This window comes from Rhodococcus pseudokoreensis, assembly GCF_017068395.1.
Lineage (GTDB): Bacteria > Actinomycetota > Actinomycetes > Mycobacteriales > Mycobacteriaceae > Rhodococcus_F > Rhodococcus_F pseudokoreensis.
In genome coordinates this window covers 3,829,035-3,847,350 of record NZ_CP070619.1, presented here as the reverse complement: position 1 = coordinate 3,847,350, position 18,316 = coordinate 3,829,035, and the positions used below count along the sequence as shown (strand labels likewise).

General features: G+C 68.4%; 13 protein-coding genes. 4 read left to right on the top strand and 9 right to left on the bottom strand.

What is annotated here, in order from left to right; all coding sequences use genetic code 11:
* Positions 1-82: 82 nt before the first annotated feature.
* From JWS13_RS22690 to JWS13_RS22680, 3 genes are all read right to left on the bottom strand, one after another.
* Positions 83-3,406 (bottom strand): arabinosyltransferase domain-containing protein, encoded by a 3,324-nt coding sequence (locus JWS13_RS22690; RefSeq protein ID WP_206007565.1) that lies wholly within the window; start codon positions 3,404-3,406, stop codon positions 83-85.
* Between the two features lie 65 nt (positions 3,407-3,471).
* The gene (locus JWS13_RS22685) at positions 3,472-6,705 is read right to left on the bottom strand and encodes an arabinosyltransferase domain-containing protein (RefSeq protein WP_206007564.1); all 3,234 of its coding nucleotides are present in this window, start codon (positions 6,703-6,705) and stop codon (positions 3,472-3,474) included.
* A gap of 55 nt (positions 6,706-6,760) precedes the next feature.
* On the bottom strand, positions 6,761-8,557 hold the full coding sequence (locus tag JWS13_RS22680; RefSeq protein ID WP_206007563.1) for a glycosyltransferase family protein: 1,797 nt from the start codon (positions 8,555-8,557) through the stop codon (positions 6,761-6,763).
* Between the two features lie 214 nt (positions 8,558-8,771).
* Between JWS13_RS22680 and JWS13_RS22675 the strand changes: the two genes are divergently transcribed.
* Entirely contained in the window at positions 8,772-9,479 is a 708-nt protein-coding gene (locus tag JWS13_RS22675; RefSeq protein WP_206011692.1) for an MspA family porin, read from the top strand.
* On the opposite strand, the gene JWS13_RS22670 is transcribed toward JWS13_RS22675, so the two are convergent.
* The 4 genes from JWS13_RS22670 to JWS13_RS22655 form a co-directional block, all read right to left on the bottom strand.
* The gene (locus JWS13_RS22670) at positions 9,476-9,751 is read right to left on the bottom strand and encodes a hypothetical protein (protein ID WP_124390688.1); all 276 of its coding nucleotides are present in this window, start codon (positions 9,749-9,751) and stop codon (positions 9,476-9,478) included. The two genes, JWS13_RS22675 and JWS13_RS22670, sit on opposite strands and share 4 nt — an antisense overlap.
* A 111-nt stretch (positions 9,752-9,862) precedes the next feature.
* A complete protein-coding gene (locus JWS13_RS22665; RefSeq protein ID WP_206007562.1) occupies positions 9,863-11,755 on the bottom strand; it encodes a galactan 5-O-arabinofuranosyltransferase in 1,893 nt (630 codons plus the stop codon).
* Between the two features lie 11 nt (positions 11,756-11,766).
* On the bottom strand, positions 11,767-12,528 hold the full coding sequence (locus JWS13_RS22660; RefSeq protein WP_206007561.1) for a decaprenylphospho-beta-D-erythro-pentofuranosid-2-ulose 2-reductase: 762 nt from the start codon (positions 12,526-12,528) through the stop codon (positions 11,767-11,769).
* A complete protein-coding gene (locus tag JWS13_RS22655; RefSeq protein WP_087561249.1) occupies positions 12,528-13,961 on the bottom strand; it encodes a decaprenylphosphoryl-beta-D-ribose oxidase in 1,434 nt (477 codons plus the stop codon). The genes JWS13_RS22660 and JWS13_RS22655 overlap by 1 nt, the downstream gene beginning before the upstream one ends.
* A gap of 80 nt (positions 13,962-14,041) precedes the next feature.
* Here JWS13_RS22655 and JWS13_RS22650 point away from each other — a divergent pair, with 80 nt between their 5' ends.
* The 3 genes from JWS13_RS22650 to JWS13_RS22640 all read left to right on the top strand — a co-directional run bounded on the left by JWS13_RS22650 (position 14,042) and on the right by JWS13_RS22640 (position 16,799).
* The gene (locus JWS13_RS22650; RefSeq protein ID WP_072938553.1) at positions 14,042-14,518 is read left to right on the top strand and encodes a GtrA family protein; all 477 of its coding nucleotides are present in this window, start codon (positions 14,042-14,044) and stop codon (positions 14,516-14,518) included.
* Between the two features lie 148 nt (positions 14,519-14,666).
* A complete protein-coding gene (locus JWS13_RS22645; RefSeq protein WP_206007560.1) occupies positions 14,667-15,614 on the top strand; it encodes a PIN domain-containing protein in 948 nt (315 codons plus the stop codon).
* A 147-nt stretch (positions 15,615-15,761) separates the two neighbouring features.
* Positions 15,762-16,799 carry an alpha/beta hydrolase gene (locus JWS13_RS22640; RefSeq protein WP_206007559.1) on the top strand — a complete coding sequence of 346 codons (1,038 nt, stop codon included), beginning with the start codon at positions 15,762-15,764 and terminating at the stop codon, positions 16,797-16,799.
* Here the strand turns inward: JWS13_RS22640 and JWS13_RS22635 are convergent, their stop codons facing one another.
* Positions 16,800-17,876 carry a S1C family serine protease gene (locus JWS13_RS22635; RefSeq protein ID WP_206007558.1) on the bottom strand — a complete coding sequence of 359 codons (1,077 nt, stop codon included), beginning with the start codon at positions 17,874-17,876 and terminating at the stop codon, positions 16,800-16,802.
* Between the two features lie 27 nt (positions 17,877-17,903).
* Positions 17,904-18,311, bottom strand: coding sequence for a TIGR03618 family F420-dependent PPOX class oxidoreductase (locus JWS13_RS22630; protein ID WP_206007557.1), 408 nt, complete (start codon positions 18,309-18,311; stop codon positions 17,904-17,906).
* Positions 18,312-18,316: the final 5 nt, after the last annotated feature.

The following is an 18,316-nucleotide window of genomic DNA, read 5'->3' as shown; positions in this document are numbered from 1 at the left end:
GCGGCCCGCCGCCGAAAAGCCCAGGTCGAAAATTGGCCTGTGGATGGACGGAAGGTTGTGGACAACTCCGCCCCCGGGCCCGCTACGGGGTGGGGTACACCCGCAGGGTGCCCGGCTTCCACAGCCCGGACCGGGTGGCGGTCTCGGTGTCGACGGTGGCCGCGGTGGCGTCCGGGTAGTACCGGTCGAAGCGCTCCAGGGAGCCCCAGTCGCGTCCCCAGTCGTCCCGCATGTACGTGGGGATGGCGGTGGCGCTGGCGAGCAGTTCGGTGAAGCCGAGCGGGCCACCGTTCTCCGCGGACTGCCAGGTGTCGGTGGAGCTGACGGCCAGCGGGCGGTCGGGGAGGATGCGGTAGTTCGGCATCTCCGCGACACCGTACTGGTGGTCGAACGGGCGCTGGCACGGGAACTGCAGTCCGACGGCCCAGTCCAGCAGCACGGGCTGCGAGCTGCCGATCGTCGAGTTGAGGGTCTCGAGCTTCGGAACCCGCGGCGGGGTGAACGCCAGCCACTGGTCGCCTGTGAGGTTGGGGTCGTTGGCGACGATTCGCACGGAGTCGGCGTCGGGGGACAGTTCGCTGATCGGCACGCGCAGGTTGCGCCACGACGGCGCGGGCCCGATGTCCTTGGGCAGGTAGGTGCCCTGGGCCTGGACGGTGCCGTCGGGCTGACGCTTGCCGTATTCCAGCAGCAGCGACTGCCCGTACGTGAGGGCGCCGGTCGGGTCGACCGACCAGATGCGGCCCGCCGCGGACATGACGATCAGCGGGGTGTCGTCGCTGCGCTCGGGGAGGGCGTACCAGCTGGACGACAGCGTCGCCGGTTCCTGCACGCCTTCCTGGTAGCTGCCCATGACGGGTGTCGTGGCCGGGTTGAGCCCGAACGGCAGCTTGGCGGTGCTGCCGTTGACGCCGACATTGCCGGTGCCGCCGGAGGTTCCGGCGCTCGATCCGGTCTCGAAGCTGGGGCCGACGCTCTGGTTGTCGGTGTTGCCCATGCCTTGCTTGACCTCGACGTAGTCGGCGGTCAGGTCGGACGGAACCCCGTTGGGGGAGAAGCCGACTGGGTTCGCTCCGCCGAGCGGGTCGGCGGGGTTCGCGAGCGGCTGCGCGGGATCGTTGATGGGCGTGAGGTTTCCGCCGTTGGTGTCGCCCTCGACGAGGACGTCCTCGGCGAGACCGCACGTCTGCCCGGTGAGGGAGTCGAAGTTGGAGCGGGCGAGCGAGTACGCCGGGTACTGGGAGACGGCGCCCTTGAGTAGGGAGAGGACTTCGAACAGCACCATGATGCCTGCGATGACGGTGAGCGGGGCGGCCGCGAATTTCCTGATCCGCCTGCCCTTCTCGGTGTTCGCGCGGACAGGTGGTGCGGCGAATCCCTCACGCAGGTACTGCCAGGCGGCCAGGGCGACGGCCAGCCCGAACAGGACGAGGAAGAACGTGTTGGACTGGCGGCCGCCGATGGAGACGGTCTTGTCGAACCACGGCACGCCGTAGCTCGAGACGTACCAGTAACCGTTGATGCCCGCGAACGTCAACGCCAGCATGAGCAGCAGTCCGGCCAGGAAGATCGTCCGGTTGCGGCGCGAGCGCAGCGCGGACGCCGACACCGCGACGGCGGTGAGTGCGGCCAGCGAACCGGCGATGCCCGCGTACGCCCCGAAGTGGTGGGTCCACTTGGTGGGGTTGAACATCATGAAGAAGATCGTGCCGAACACGACACCGAGCAGGCGCCACGACGGTCCGGTGGCGGCACCCGGAATCCGCTTGCGGCGCAACAGGATGAACAGCGTCGTCAGCAGACACAGGATCATCGTCAGGAACGCGAAGCGGCGGGCCACGGAACCGTCGACGGTCGGGACGAACAGGTAGTAGTAGCGCAGGAAGTCCTTGTACCACTCGAGGTTCGGGCCGATCAGGGTACGGACCCGGGTGGCCTCCATCACCGCGGCCACGGTCTGGTCGGCGAACACGACCACGAGGACGATCGTGCCCGCCGCCGCGATCGGCGCGAGCAGCGGCAGAGTCCCCACCTGGCGGTGACGTTTGACGATGATCCGGACGAGCGGACGGGCGCCGGCGAGCAGTGCGGCCACACACATCAGACCCGTCGGAGCGGCCGCGAGAGTGAATGCGCCGATCAGGACGGCGACGGCCGCGGGGAGGAGACGTCCGGTCGCGATGGAACGCTCGATGGAGCACCACGTGAGCAGGGCGCCGAGCGCAACGATGGGCTCGGGCCGCAGACCGTTGTTGTAGGGCAGCCAGAACGCGAGGAACACGAGTCCGCCGGTCCACAGCGCCACCTTGTTGCGCCGGACCGACCGGCCGAGGCGCGGAGCGACCTCCCGGCTGATCACCATCCAGCACAGGATCCCGGCGATGAGGGCGGGCAGTCGCATGAACGGGCTGGCCGTCGAGATCTTGGCCATCGCCGCGAGGACGTCGTAATACCAGCCGAACGGCGCCTCGGGGACACCGAACCAGCGGAAGTAGTTGGCCATGTAGCCGGCGTGGTCGGAGACCCGGGCCATGGTGAGCAGGTAGCCGTCGTCGGACGTGTTCGCGCCGATGAAGTGCCACAGCACCAGCGTGCCCACGACGATCGTGTCGAGGCCGGTGAACTTCCACCAGTGCGACGGCAGGAAGTTGCGGTGCCCACGCCCGTCCGTGCCGTCGAGGCGGCCGAGGGCGACCAGGGCGATCGCCGTGGCGAGGAGGGCCACGATCATCGCGACCAGCTTGATCAGCGTGGGGCTCGACGAGAACCGGGAGTCCACGTTCATCGTGAACGACAGACCGGCAGGCGCCGCCCCGTCGCGGAGGTCGCTGAACACGCCCACCACCTGGGGACGGAGGTCGCCGGTGAGGGAACCGGCGATCGGGTCGCCGGTCGGGGTCGTCAGGCCCCCGAACTCGGCGGACGTCGCGTCGATGTTCGATGTGATGCGGATCTCGCTGCAGGCGGCCGACTGCACCTGCGCGCGCGGCGCCGTCGCGATGGTGACGTTGCGGTCGAGCACGTCCACGGACTTGTCCGACACCCGCACGAACATCGCGTTCAGCGCTGCACCCTCGCCCTGCGCGGGCGCCGTGGCCAGCAGGATCCCGCCCTGCGCGGGCAGCCCGGCCACCGCCGAACACGGGATCGTCGCCGCCAGGTCGATCGGGACCTGCGACACCAGCGGTGCCTCGAGGTCGCCGACGACGCCGTTCTCCGGCCAGTTCACCGCTGCGGTCGTCTGCTGCACCGGCATGAACGGCGTGGCCACTGCCAGCACGAACCCGATGAGGCCGGTGACGATGGCGATCAGACGAGCGGTCCGGTACTCACTCCGCCGGTCCTGGCGAGCAGGCGGCGAAGAGGCTTCGGGATCGGAGACGGTAGTTGTCAGAGCATCGGGCACGGTTGTCGATGGTATGTCAGGAACCTGAGGAGGCATATTGCCGCCTACCAGAGGGTAGGGCGCTTCTAGTAGTAGCGCACCGGTCCGGCCGACCACGTGCCCGACCTGGTCACCTGTTCGGATTCGACCTGGGCGGGCGTCGCCGACTCGTCCAGCGGCGTGTACCGCTCGAGCGAACCCCAGTCGCGGTCCCAGTCGTTCGACAGGTAGGTCGCCAGGGTGCTCGCCGACAGCAACTGGTCGGTCCAGCCGAGCGGTCCGCCGCCGAACTTGTCCTGCCAGGCATTCGTGGACTCCGCGCCGATGCGGTCGGGCAGGACACGCCACTGCGGGACCTCGGCGACCCCGTACCGGTGGTCGAACGGGCGCTGGCAGGGGAACGCGAGCCCGACGGCCCAGTCGAGGAGCACGGGGTCGCTGGACCCGACGACGGTCTGCAGCGTCTGCATCTTCGGCACCCGCGGCGGGGTGACCGCCAGCCACTGGCCGGGGTCGGTGTCCGGGTCGTCCGCAACCAGCCGGACCGTGTTGGCCTCGGCGGGGAGCTGATCGAGCGGCACCCGCAGGTTGCGCCACGACGGCGACGGTCCGATGTCGATCGGGTCGACGGTGCCGAGCGCGGTGACGGACCCGTCCGGGCCGGTCACCCCGTACTCGACCTTCAGACTCTGACCGGGGGTGACGACGCCGTCCGCGTCGACCGACCGGATGCGTCCGGCCGCCGAGACGGTGAGGATCGGTGCGTCGTCGCTGCGGCCGGGCAACCCGTACCAGCCGGTGGTGAGGGAGGCGGGTTTCTGCTCCCCGCCCTGCTGGTAGCTACCGAGGACGGGTGTCCGGGCGGGGTCCAGGCCGAACGGCAGCGTCACGGTGCTGCCGTTGACTCCGGCGGTGGCCTCGGTGCCGCCGCCGGTGCCGGAACTGGTGCCGGTGGTCGTCTCGTCGGTTTCGGTGTCGACGGTGTTGGCGCCGCCGGTGGCGATCTTTTCGGAGTCGGCGGTGAGGTCGTCGGCGATGCCGTTGGGGGTGAAGCCCTCCGCGGACGTCGCGCCGAACGCGCCCGCACCGCTCTGGTCGGTGACCGGGGTGAGCGGCTGCAGCAGCGCGGCGGTCGGGTCGGTTTCGACGAGGACCTCGTCGGCGAGCGCACACGTGCCGCCAGTGACCGATTCGATGTTGGCCTTCGCGATGGAGTACCCGGGGTACTGCGTGACCGCGCCCTTCAGCAGCGACAGCACCTCGAACAGGACGACGGCACCGGCCGCGACGGTCAGCGGCGACGGCGCGAGCATCCGGGCGCGCTTCCCGTTGGGCTTCTTGCCCGCCTCGTACGGCTCGCGAACGTGGTACCAGGCGGCGAGGAGCAGCGTGAGGACCGTAAGTCCGAGGAACAGCGTGGAGAAGCCCTTGCCCGCGATCATCGGCGGCTTGTCCCACCACGGCACGCCGTAGCTGGAGACGTACCACCAGCCGTTGGAACTGGTGAACGCGACGGCGAGGATGAACAGGACACCTGCGGCGAACAGCGTGCGGTTGCGTTTGGAGCGGATACTCGCCGCCCCTACCCCGACCGCGGCGAGCACCGCGACCGAGCCCGCGAGCCCCGCGTACACCCCGAAGTGGTGGGTCCATTTGGTGGGCGTGAACATCATCAGCAGCAGCGAAGCGAACACGATGCCGAGGATGCGGCGCGACGGTCCGATCGCGGTCCCGGGCACCTTCCCCTTGCGCAGGATCAGCATCACGCAGACCACGACGCACAGCAGCATCACGAACACACCGAAACGGCGGGCCAGCGAGCCGTCCGGGGAGATCCCCATCAGCGAATCCCAGCGCAACCGCTCGTCGAACCAGGCCACGTTGGGGCCGAGTGCGGTGCGGACGCGCGTCGACTCGAGCACCGTCGCGAGTGTCTGATCCGCGAAGACGGCCACCATCACGACGGTTCCCGCGGCGAGGATCGGCAGGATCTGGGACGCGAATCCCACCCGGTGACCACGCGCGATGATGATCTGCAGGATCGGCCGCGCACCCGCGATCAGGGCCGCGATACAGATCAGCCCGGACGGTCCGGCGGCGAGCGAGAACGCGGCGATCAGCACGGCGACGGCACCGGGAAGCAGTCGTCCGGTGGCGATGGCCCGCTCGATCGAACACCACGTGAGGAGGGCGCCGAGCGCGATGACCGGTTCGGGACGCAACCCGTTGTCGTACGGCAACCAGAACGCCAGGAAGACCAGGCCACCGGTCCACAGGGCAGTCCTGTTGCGGCGCACGGCCACACCGAGGCGGGGAATGACCTCCCGGCTGATCACCATCCAGCAGAGCAGCGCCGCGAGCAGCGTCGGCAGTCGCATCCACATGCTCGCCGTGCTCACCTTCGCCAGCGCCGCGAGCAGTTCGTACGACCAGCCGAACGGCGCCTCGGGGACGCCGAACCAGCGGAAGTAGTTGGCCATGTAGCCGGAATGCTCCGACACCCGCGCCATGCCCAGGAGGTAGCCGTCGTCGGACGTGTTCGCGCCGACCACGTGCCACAGCAGCAGCGTCCCGATCACGACGGCGTCGACACCGGTGAACTTCCACCAGTGCGCAGGCAGGAAACGTCGGGCGCGCCGGCCGTCGATGCCGTCCACCCGGTGCAACGCGTACAGCGACGTCAGCGTCGCGAGGACGCACACGATCATCGCGAGCAGTTTGAGCAGCGTCGGGCTGGACGAGAACCGGGAGTCGAGGTCGACGTGCACGCTCAGGTCCGTCGGAGCCGCGCCCTGCAGATCGGTGAACAGGCCGACCATCTGCGGTCGCTGGTCGCCGTCGACGGAACCGGCGAGCGGTTCGGCGGTGCCCGTGACCTCGGCCGACGTCCGCTGATAGTCGGAGGTGACGGTGAGTCCGGTGCAACCCTGCAGGTCGGCCGCACCCGCCGAGATCAGGGACCTGCCGCGCAGGATGACGTCGACCGTGCCGTCGGCGCCGGCCTTCACGACGAGGCCGTTCTTCTCGAAATCGGGCGCCCGGTTCGGGAGGGTCGAGACGACGGTGCCGCCGTCGGATCCGAGTTGCGTGAACACCGAGCAGGGCACGTTCACCTGCATGGCCAGCGGCGTGTACGAGACGAGTGGCGCCTCGACGCTGGCGAGGGTGCCGCCCTGCGGCCAGTCGATCGTCGCCGCGTCCTGCTTCACCGGCAGAAACGGGGTGGCCAGCGCGAGAACGAAACCGATCAGGCCGGTGACGATCGCGATCAGCCGGGAAGTGCGGATGCTCCGAACGTCGGGCAGCGGCGGTTGTGGCACAGCACGATGTTAGTCACCCGTGAGTACTTGTTAACGTCCGGCGGTTAATAAGTGCTCACGGGTGGCGGAGCCACCGGACGTCCCACACCCACACGCCGTCGACCGGTTTCGCGGGCGCCCCGACGAGTTGCCGGACCGTCTCGCGCAGGACGCGATCGTTCTGGGTGTGCGGCAGGACCAGGACGTCGGCGTTCCAGAACTTCAGGTCGGTCAGCGCCTGAGCCTTTTTCGCGTCGTCGATGGCCGGCACCTGGCCGGACGACTGCGCGGACGCGAGCAGCAACGCGGTCGGGCGGTCGTCGGGCCCGTACTTGCCCTGCTGCTCGCTGCCGGCCGGTCCGACGAAATAGCCACCGGCGATGGGGAATGCGAGATCCTGCTCGGTCTGCCAGCGCAGCATCCGGGCGTTCTCCGGGGAGGGCAGCGGCACCGTGACGACGGAACCGTCGGTGACGTACTCCCGCCACGTGCCGTCGGCGAAGAAGTTCGGTGCGGTGTCACGCTGCACGACGGCGAGTGGTGTGGGCGCCAGCGGAAGCAGCGCCACCGCGAGCCACCCGACCCACAGCAGGGTGGTGGTCCGCTGGCCCTCGCGGGCGGACGCCAGAGCGCGGTCGGTGCCCAGCGCGAGCAGCAGGGCGGCGGCGGGCAGGCAGCCCATCGCGAAGCGCGATTCGAGGACGGACTCGAGGAGCGGCAGATGTGAGATCAGCTTCCACGGCAAGGGAATTCCGGTGTCCCAGCCGCCGATCGTCAGCGACGTCCCGAGCGACAGGACACCCATCACGGCGACCGTCGCGCCCGCGGCGCGCGCGAGCGGCATCCGCCACAGCCACAGGGCGGACAGGCCGAGGAGAATCAGCAGGGGCCAGCCGAAATACGCGTTCTCCTCGGTCGCGTTCATGCTGAACTCGGCGGACCCGGGCTCGCCGGCCAGGGAGGACGTCGGGAAGCTGGTGAACGATTCGGTGTCGTTGCCCACCGGGCCGTGTTCGATCGCCCGGTAGCTGTCGGGTCCGAAGAACTGCCACCACAGGGGAACGGCGGCGATGGCCAGCGCGACGCCGCCCGCGATCGCAAAACCCTTGATGCTGTGCCTGACTGCCGCGTATGCGGTCCGCGGGCGGGAAGCCGCGTAGGCGACTCCGAAGACCGTGAACGCCAGCGCGTAGATCAGCAGCGGTTCCTCGCCGAGGAAGATCTGGTAGGCGATCAGCAGGCCCAGCACGATGCCGTCGCGCACGGGTCGCGCGCCGCTGCCCAGCCTGATCACGGCCAGCGCGATGAAGGGCAGCAGGAATAGGGCGACGAAGTTGGGATGCCCGTTGGTGTGCGAGATCAGGGCGGGGGCGAAACCGCACAGGCCGCCGCCGACGGCCGCCGCGAGACGCGAGGACACGACGTGCCGTGAGAAGACCCAATACCAGGCAATTGCCGTGCCCGACAGGCCAAGTGTGAGTGCCAGAGTGAAGGTGACGTTTGGTCCGAACAACAGCGTGACGGGCGCCAGCGGAATGCTGATGCCGAACATCGCCGTGTTGCCCATGAGGTTGACGCCCAGCGGGTAGTTCTGCAGGTCGCTGGACAGCGGGTTCTCCAGATGGACCAGCGAACGTGCGGCGACCGCGAAGAACCACTCCCACATGGTCTGGTCCTGGCCGCTGCGCACCAGATAGCCGGTCCCGAGGTGTTTCCACTGGCGGGCCAACACGAATGCGGCCAAGCCGACGTAGAAGACGACCACTGCGACATCGGCCGGGTGCGGCCGGAAACGCGAGCGGACGGGGCGAGCGGTGGTGCTGGTGCTCTCGGCGGGCCGAGTCGTCTCGACCGGGGTGAGTATCTCAGTCACGCAGCAGCGCCTCCGGTTCTCGGGTCGATGTCAATCGGTCGAGGGTACCGGAGGTCGCTGAGAGCTTCCTGGGTTGCGATCGGGTAATTGTTGCGTGTATCACATCAAGTTGATTTGTGAACTTCTGATCAATACAGGGATATTCTTCTGCCCCACTGGTTACGCTCAGCATGCTTTTCCGTATCGGTTGCAGTGCATTCTGAATGGGGTCGGCATGACGGACATCAGCACATCTCGATTTGGGTACAAACGCTTCACACGGACGGTTGCAGTCGCAGGCATCGCAGCGCTTGCCATGGTAATAGGCAACGGCTCGGCGTCGGCCGGCGTGGACAATTCCAGCTCCGTGATCGATTCACGAGGAAATCGCATCGAAGTCGTCCAGGGCGACACGCAATATCAGACCGTACCGCCGCTCGACGGCGTACCAACCAGCGTGGAGTTCTTCCACAACGGTTACGCGGGGGTCGCCATCACCGGCCCGAACTCGGAGGAGTTCGAGGGAACGCAGCTCACCGTCGGCTATCAGATCGGTTACCCGGTCTCGTTGGCAGGCGCGACGATCGTGTTGAACACGCCCGGACTCGGGTTCGCGATCGGGTCGAGTAATGGAATCGACATCGGTTTCGGCACGATGGGGTTCGAAAGTCTCAACCTGAACGCAGGAACCAACGCGGAACTCGCCGGTGACATCATTCCGTCGCAGGAACTCGACATCGACCTGGAGCCCGGCGGAATCACCACGGTTCCGATCCTGGAGGGTCAGGAGTTCGACGGATCGGCGGCTGTGGTCAGGATGCAGGGAGTTCACGGCTCCATCTCCGGTGCTATCGGGCCGGTCACCATCCGTCCGTACGCCATGGCAGTGACGGAGAACGGTGACACCGTGATGACTTACGGTGTGCCGCAGAAGCTCAACTAGGCAGCCCGCCCGACAGGGTGCCTGACACGGGTCGCCGGACCGAGGTCCGGCGACCTTTGTCGGCTCATGTGGACGACGACGTCGCCGGCGACGAACACGGCGGCGCCGAGCAGTGCGATCACGAAAAGCGCCCAGTGCCCGACGTAGACACCGATGATCGCGCCGATCGTCGCGGCTAGTCCGGCATGCACGATCACCTCACCGGGAGCGGTGCCGAGAAGATAGTCTTCGGCACCGCTACCGGCGCGTCGAGGCTCCACTGCATCCGGCATGACCGCTCCTCGCGACGACCCGACATTTCCCCTCGGGTCGCGGAAAATACCCGCTTCCCTGATTGGCTGCGGTGTTCCCGCGGCGCGGCGAAATAAACGCGAACAGACCGATCAGTTTCTTGTGACGACGACGAACGGCCCGGTCTCCGACACGGTGAAGCGCGGGTCGTCGAACAGTTCCTTCGGGAACGTGACCGTGTAGCGGCGCACGTTGGGGTCGTTGGGATACACGTCCTCGGCGAGCCGCAGCGTGTACCCGTCGGGGCCCTGGCGGAACACGAACGCGTCGGGCGCCCGCCACGGCGCCGCGTCGAGTGCGGACACCAGCTGGCCGGGGGTCTCGAGCTCGCTCCACTCCGCGATGGTCCGGGCGCGTCCGGCGAAGTCCGCCAAAGGATTCGAGTAGTGCGACGTCAGCGCCTGGAACCCGAGGTAGGGGTAGAAGCTGAGGAAGCTGGTGTCGGCGGTGAGGACCACCGTGTCGTCACGGTCGCGGGGGACCTGCGCCCGGATCAGCTCGTCGACTGCTCCGTAGTGGGCGGCGGCACCGGGCGGACGCTGGTCGGCGCGTTCGCCGTTGCCGTCGGTGTCGGTGTAGGCGACGGCGATGTCGGAGTCGAGAAACTTCGGGATGTTCTGGACGAACGACAGCGCACCCAGCACGCCGATCACCAGGACCGCCCCCTTGACCCGCGGGTTCTCGCTGGTCGCGAGCACGAGCCACCCGGCGAATTCGACGAATCCGAAGACGCCTGCCGCGCCGAGCAGGACGATGAGCACTGGCTCGAGCCGGAACGAGAGGAGGGTGCTGCCGAGCACTGTGAACGCCATCGACAGCAGCGACCACAGGTAGATGGCCACCACTCCGACGCCGAGTGCCTGCGCGCGCCGCGACGTCGACGCGCGGGCGACGAGCCAGATGGTGCCGAGCAGGCACAGCGCCCCGGTGAGGGAAAAGTGGATCATCGGCAGCGGCAGTTGCGCGCCTGCCTCGGGCAGGTAGTGCATCGCGGTTCCCGACGCGGCGGGCGAACCGCTCACGACCTCCAGTAGATACGGCAGCCACACGGTGAGGGCGAGGAGCCCGGACACGGCGGCGATCACGATCAGCCGGACCAGCGGGTCGATCGCCGCCCGCCAGGACTTCCGGTCGCGCACCCGCAGCGCCGCCGCCAGCAGTGCCAGCAGGGTGATCGCGAAGGCGGCGAGTCCGAGATACAGCGTGTAGAACGTGGCGGCGAGACCGAGAAACAGGCCGGTGCCGATCACGGCACCCCAGCCGCCACGGCCGTCGACGCGATTCAGGCCGCCCCAGGCGAGGACGAGCGCGGGACCGATCAGCAGCGTGATGACGGCGCCGTACGGCTCGGGCGAACCGTAGGCCAGGACGAGGGCCGTCGTCGCGAGGGACACGACAATGGCGAGGTCGTGGCGGATCAGGTTGCTCCACAACACCAGTGCCACGACGGCGGCGACGGCGAGGGACCCGATGGCGTACGGCTTGAACGCTTCCCAGCCGTCCATGCCGAGGAGGTTGGCGACGCGTCCACCGGCCCAGAACCAGCCGGCCGGGTAGTACGGCGGCAGGTCGGCGTACGTCATGTCGCGCAGGGCGGCCGAGTCGGTCAGCCGCGTGAGGTATTCGGTGCGGAACTCCTGGTCGACGGAGACGCCGTGCAGGTACAGCTTGGTCGCGGCGAGCGGCAGACCGAGCGTGACGGTGACGAACCCGGACAGGCTCGCCCACGACAGCAGCCGGGCGAATCGCGCGGCCCGGTGCAGCCGAACCAGCAGCACCGACACCGCGATACCCGCGATGGCCACGACCTGGCCGACCGTCGTGACGGCCTGGGTCACGTTGGACGAGTTGAACGCCGGCCACTGCACCCGCCCGAACGCGAACAGTCCGACCGCTGCCACCACCGCGGCCACGACGGCCCCCAGTAGCATTTCGACAGCTGTCGACAGGGACCGTCGGGCCGGTGCTACGTCTGCTTCCGTCACGAGGGCGAAGCTTAGATGGGCAGCTTCTTGAAGATCGGTCGCGGGATGTGCCGCAGGATCATCATCACGTACCGGAATGCGCCGGGCGCCCAGACGAGATCCTTGCCCTTCTCCGCCGACGTGACGGCGAGCTTGGCCACGTCTTCCTTGTTCACCGTCAGCGGGGCTTCCTTCACGTCCGCGGACATGCGGGTGCGGACCTGACCGGGACGGATGACGAGGACGCGCGGACCGAACTCGCGCAGGGCCTCACCGAGTCCGAGGTAGAAGCCGTCGAGTCCGGCCTTGGTGGAGCCGTAGACGAAGTTGGAGCGGCGCACGCGCTCGCCGGCGGCGGACGACATGGCGATGATCTGGCCGAAGCCCTGTGCCTTCATCTTCTCGCCGACGAGGACGCCGACGGACACGGCCGCGGTGTAGTTGACCTCGGCGATCTGGACGGCCTTGCGCTGGTTCTGCCACAGTTCCTCGGCGTCGCCGAGCAGGCCGAACGCGACGATGGCGACGTCGACGTCGCCCTTCGCCCAGGCGTCGTCGACGACTTTCGGGTGGCTCTCGGTGTCGACGGCGTCGAAGTCGATGACATCGACGGCGTTGGCGCCTGCCGCCTTCAGCTGGGCGACCGCGCCGTCGCGACCGGGGTCGCCCGGCAGTGCGGCGAGGATCACCCGCATCGGCGCCTTCTTCAGGTACTCCTCGCAGATCGCGAGACCGATCTCGGAGGTGCCACCGAGCAGCAGCAGGGTCTGGGGGTTCCCGACAGCGTTGATCACTACAGTTCCAACCTTCTGGACATATCGGAGGCGAAGACATTGGTGGGGTCGTACTTGCGGCGGGTGGCGATCCACTCGTCGATCCGCGGGTACATGGCGTGGAACGTCTCGGCGGTGGTCCGCGAGTCCTTGGCCGTGTAGAGACGGCCGCCGAACTTCAGGACCCGCTTGTCGAGTTCGGTGACGAACTCGTTCAGGCCGGGCTTGATACGGAAGTCGACGCAGATGTTCCAGCCCGGGATCGGGAAGCTCAGCGGCGCCTGGTTGCCCTCGCCGAACAGCTTGAACACGTTGAGGAACGAGTAGTGCCCGGACGTCTGGATGTCGCGGATGATGGCCTTGAACTCCTCGACCGCGGTGGTCGGCACCACGAACTGGTACTGCAGGAATCCGTTCGACCCGTAGGCGCGGTTCCACTCACCGAACATGTCGAGCGGGTGGTAGAACTGCGTCAAGTTCTGAACCTTGTCGCGGTAGGTGCCGGACTTCCGGAACCACAGCTCGCCGATCATCGAGAAATTGAATTTGTTGGCGAGGCCGTTCGGGAACACGTCCGGGAACGTCAGCAACTGCGGCGCGTCGAACGCCAACGGGTTCTTCTGCAGCTTCGCCGGCAACTGGTCGAGTTTCGCCAGCGAGCCCCGGGAGATCGCGGCCCGGCCCAGCTTCGGCGGCGCGGCGATGGCGTCGAACCACGCGCTCGAGTACTCGTAGTTGGCCTCGCTGCCGTCGCTGTGCAGCGCGATCGTCTCGTCGAGCGTCTGGGTGACGTCGCCGTCGGCGATGAAATACGCCGTTTCGGTCGGCGTCATCTTGATGGTCGCCTTGAGGATGATGCCCGTCAGGCCCATGCCGCCGATCGTCGCCCAGAACAGCGCGCCCTTGGGGTCGTTGCGGCCGCCCTTCGGCGTCAGCGTCCGCACCTTGCCGTCGGCGGTGAGCAGGTCCAGCGACACCACATGGTTGCCGAAGCTGCCGGCGCTGTGATGGTTCTTGCCGTGGATGTCGGAGCCGATGGCCCCGCCGACGGTGACCTGGCGGGTGCCCGGCAGCACCGGAACCCACAGGCCGAACGGCAGCGCCGCCTTCATCAGCTGATCCAGGTTCACACCGGCGTCGACCTCCACCAGGTGGGTGTCGCGGTCGATGCGATGAATCCGGTTCAGCGCATTCATGTCGATGACCAGGCCACCGGCGTTCTGCGCCGGGTCGCCGTACGAGCGGCCGAGGCCACGGGCGATCACCCCACGCTGCAGGTGAGCCGGCTTCGACTCGTTCTGCTCCGCGACCTGGGCGACCGCTTGCGCGATCACCTCCACGTCGGGAGTGGACAGCACCTGCGCGGTGGTGGGCGCGGTGCGTCCCCAGCCGGTGAGGGTGCGGGTCTGTGTGGGGAGCGCCTGGGTGGGCGTCTCTTCTGCTGTCGTGGACATCGGCATAGAGGCTACCGCCTGTGAGTACTTGTTAACCGCGGGCGGTTAAGAAGTACTCACGGGGCGCTAGCCTCGTCGTCGTGTCAGAAACCCAGCCGAGTCACGAGCACGAACCTCACGTTCCGCTCCCCGTCGAGATCCCCGTCACCGAGAACATCGCCGACGACGCACTGGACCTGAAGACGCAGATCGTCCGTTTCGTCCTGACCGGTGGGCTGTCGGCGGTCGTCGACTTCGGCCTGTACTTCCTGCTGTTCGAGGTGGTCGGGCTGCCCGTCAACGTGGCGAAGTCGATCAGCTTCATCGCGGGCACCACCACCGCGTACCTGATCAACCGCCGGTGGACGTTCAAGGCCGAACCGAGCCGCGCCCGCTTCGTCGCTGTCGTGATCCTGTACGCAGTCACGTTCGCGGTGCAGGTGGGCCTCAACTGGGTGATGTACCACGCATTCCCCGACGAATGGTGGCGTCTGCCGCTGGCTTTCGTCATCGCTCAGGGCACGGCGACGGTCATCAACTTCGTGGTGCAGCGCGCGGTGATCTTCAAGATCCACTGAGGCGGCCGCCGGAAGATCCACTGAGGCGGCCGCCCGGCAACCGGACGGCAATGCCCCGGCGGGTGCTGCGATACCGACTGGTCGGGTGTTTCGGTAACGACTCAGCAACTTCCCTGGCGCTGCCGACGCGTTCGGTGAGAATCGATCAATGCTGATTGTTCTCGATACCTCGGCCGTCACGCGAGACGCGCGCTTCGAGACGTTCGTCCGCGACACCCTCGACCGGGGCAGCCGTGTGCTCGTCCCCCGACTCGTCCTCGTCGAGGTCGCGCACCGGTACCAGCGGGAGTCGGTCGCGATGATCGAGGCCCTCACCGTGCAGGCGCGGATGTACGACCGGCTCGGGCTCCGCGACGACCTGTCGGTGTTCGTGGACGCCGCCCGCGCCAAGGCCGACGGCTACGTCGACTCGCTGGCCCGGCAGCTGGAGGCGATGGGCTGCGACGTGATCGAGCCGGCGTACACCTCGCACCTCGAGGTTGCCGCCCGTGAACTGCAGCGCCGCCGCCCGTATGTGGATCGGAAGCGGCGGGGCTACACGGCCACGGTGAACTGGCTGACGGTCCTGGACATCGCGGACCGCCGTCCGTCCGAGGACGTGGTGTGGGTCAGCGCGAACTCCCGGGGGTTCGGTAGCGGCGAGCCCGGGGTGTGGCACGACGAGATCTGGGCCGAGTTGCAGGACCGCGGTCTCGACCACCGGCTGCGGTGGGTGACCGGTCTCGACGACGTGGATCTGCGGGACACCGGCCGGCCCCGCGGAGAACGGGTCTCCGTGCCGCTCGCCACGCCGCCTGTCAAAGCCCCGCCGATTGCACCGCCGCCGGCCCCGGTCCCCGCCAAGCCTGCCGCCTCCCCGCCCGCCGCGGCACCACGGCCCGTGGTCGCGGCACCGCCGCCCCGGTCGCCCCTCGTCGTTTCCGACCCCGTGGCGCCTCCGGTCGCGCAGGCGCCGCGCCCCCGGGTGGCGCCGCAGCGGATCCTGCCCTCGGCCAGTGCGGACACCGGCGGACGCCGCGGCATCGGCCGGATGAGGGGCGGCCGCAAGCGCAAGGTCACCGTGGTGGAGGAGCTGGACGACCTCGATTTCGGCTGAGCCGACCCGCCGGTAACGATTCGGGCACCGGGCATAACGACTTGGGGCCGAAGCCGCCATCAGCGACACACGAGCGTGGCAGGTACTCCAAGGTTGAACTTACGTATCCGTCAACGGCGACGGGTATCGGCGACCAGGGGAGAAGGCATGAAATCTGTGCCGAACGACCGCAAGCCGTCTGCGCAGCAGCGGAACGGGACACCGACCGTCCAATACCGCTCGGGGGCGCGGCTGGCGGGGCCGAGTATTGAATCCCAGGTTCTCTACCAGGCATGCAGATGGTTCCTCCGGCCCGTGGTGCGGATGGCGCCGATCAACGAGTCGGCCATCCGCAGGGCCGCGCTGCTGGACCTCGCGGCGGGGATCCGCCCCGCTTCCGGTATCCGCCGCCAGAAGGTGCGGCTTCCCGGATTCGACGCGGAGATCGTGCGCGCCCCGGGCGTCTCACCCGAGCTGAGCGACGGCGTCGTCCTCTATCTCCACGGCGGCGGGTTCCTGTGCTGTGGACTGAACACGCACCGGCCGGTGGTCGCGACCATCGCGAAGCTGACCGGACTGCCGGTGATGCACGTCGGCTACCGGCAACTGCCCGACACGAACATCAGCGGTTCCGTCGACGACTGTCTGACGGCGTACAAGTGGTTGCTGGAGACCGGAGCCCGCGCGGACGGGACGGTGTTCGCCGGTGATTCGGCGGGTGGGTTCCTCGTGTTCGCGACGGCGTTGAAGGCCCGCGAGGAGGGCGTCGATCTGCCTGCCGGACTGGTCGGGCTGTCGCCGCTGCTGGACCTGGACTGCGCCGACAAACTGGTGCACGCCAACGCCGCCCGCGACGTGTTCGCCCCTGTGGAGGCGCTCGTCACCATCGGCAAGCTGGGCGGCGAGGTGGACGGCGTGCTCGACCCTGCGCTGTCACCCGTGAACGGCGCGCTCGAGGGTCTGCCGCCCTCGTTGCTGTTCGCCGCGGAAGGTGAGGTGCTGCGGTCGGATTCGGAGCTGATGGCGCATCGGCTGAGCGCTGCGGGTGTGCCGACGACGCTGCAGATCTGGGACGGTCAGGTGCATGCGTTTCCGGCGTTGTGGCCCGGTCTGCCGGAAAGTCGTGTGGTGCTTCGGCGTATCGCGCGGTTCGTCGCGTTGCGGGTGCGGCCGGACGACGGTGTCACCCGCGACAAGTCTGCCTGACTACCGCGGCGGGCCCTTCTCCAGGACGATCTTCGTCGACCGCGCACTCCCGGCCTCGTCGAGCCAGCGCAGTTCGACCGCGTCGCCGGGGTGCCGCGCGATCATGAGCCCGCTGAGGTCGTCCGAGGAGCGGATGGGGATTCCGTCGAATTCGGTGACGATGTCCCCGATCTCGATGCCTGCGTCGTCGGCGGGGCTGTCGATGCTGACCCAGAGGACCTCGGCGCCGCGGGCGTCGTCGGTGACGCTGATCCCGAGGAGGGGAGTGTCGCCGATGTGCACGGTGGCGGACGCCGTCCCGGCGCGGACCTGATCGACGATCGTCATCGCGGTGTCGATGGGCACCGCATACGACCTCGGCTGGGCGGGAGCGGGTTTCGTGGGATCGGAGTCGGCGTTGCCCGCGGTGTTCACGCCGATGACGGCGGCGGTGGCGTCGACGAGCGGGCCACCGGAGTCGCCGGGCCGGACCGCCGCGTCGATCTGGATCAACCCGTTCAGCCGGTTCCGGGAACCGTCGGTGGAACTGCGGGCGGTGATCGCTTGCCCGAGATCGGTCACGAATCCCCGTGCCGCCACCGGGACTCCGCCCCCTTCGGCGTTGCCCACCGCGGTCACCGGGTCGCCGATGCCGATGGCGGTGTCCTTCGCGAGGGTCGCGGCGGGGAGGTCGCCCGCGCCCTGGAGCCGGAGGACCGCGATGTCGCGCGAACTGTCGTAACCGAGCACGTCCGCGACGTACTCCGCACCGTTGCCGAGGCTCACCGCGCTGATGTCGAGCGCGCCGTCGATCACGTGATGATTGGTGAGGACGACGCCGTCGGGGGTGAGCACGATCCCCGTCCCCGCGGTTTCGACGAGCCCCGAATCGGCGACGAGGGTGACGATCGCCGGGACCACCCGGGCCTCGACCTCCTCCGGCGACAGGACGACGGGCGGCGGTGGCGGAGGCGGGGCGGGCTGGGCCACCGTCGCCGCGGTCAGTCCCGATTCGCGGACAGTCGGTGCGCTCAGCAGCAGGCTGCCGATCACCGCCGTGGCCACGGCGAGGACCGTTGCGGCGCGGGGCGTCGTCATGCCTGGGTGTCGTCGTCGCGGATTCGGTCAGGACTGTTTCAGCGACCCCCAGCCGTGCCAGGTGTCGATCTCGATCCACGCGCTGACCCGTTTCCGGTCGCGGACGGGGTACGGCTTGCCGCTGTAATGCGTCGCGAGGCGGTCGATGTCGGCGAGGTCTTCGTCGTCGACGAACTCCGTCACCCGGCCCTGGACGCTGACGTGGGTGATCCAGTCGCCGGGGTCCATCGCGGTGAGGCTGACCCGGGGATCGCCCCGCACGTAGTCGAGGCGCCTGCGCTCGGCGTCCATGTTGACCAGCACCCGGCCGTCCTCGTACAGATACCAGGTGGCCACGGACACGGGCTGCCCGTCGGGCCGGACGCAGGCGATGGTGGCGTAATTGGGCCGCGCGAACATCTCGGCGGCCTTCGGTGTCAGAGGTGGCTTCGACATGTCCG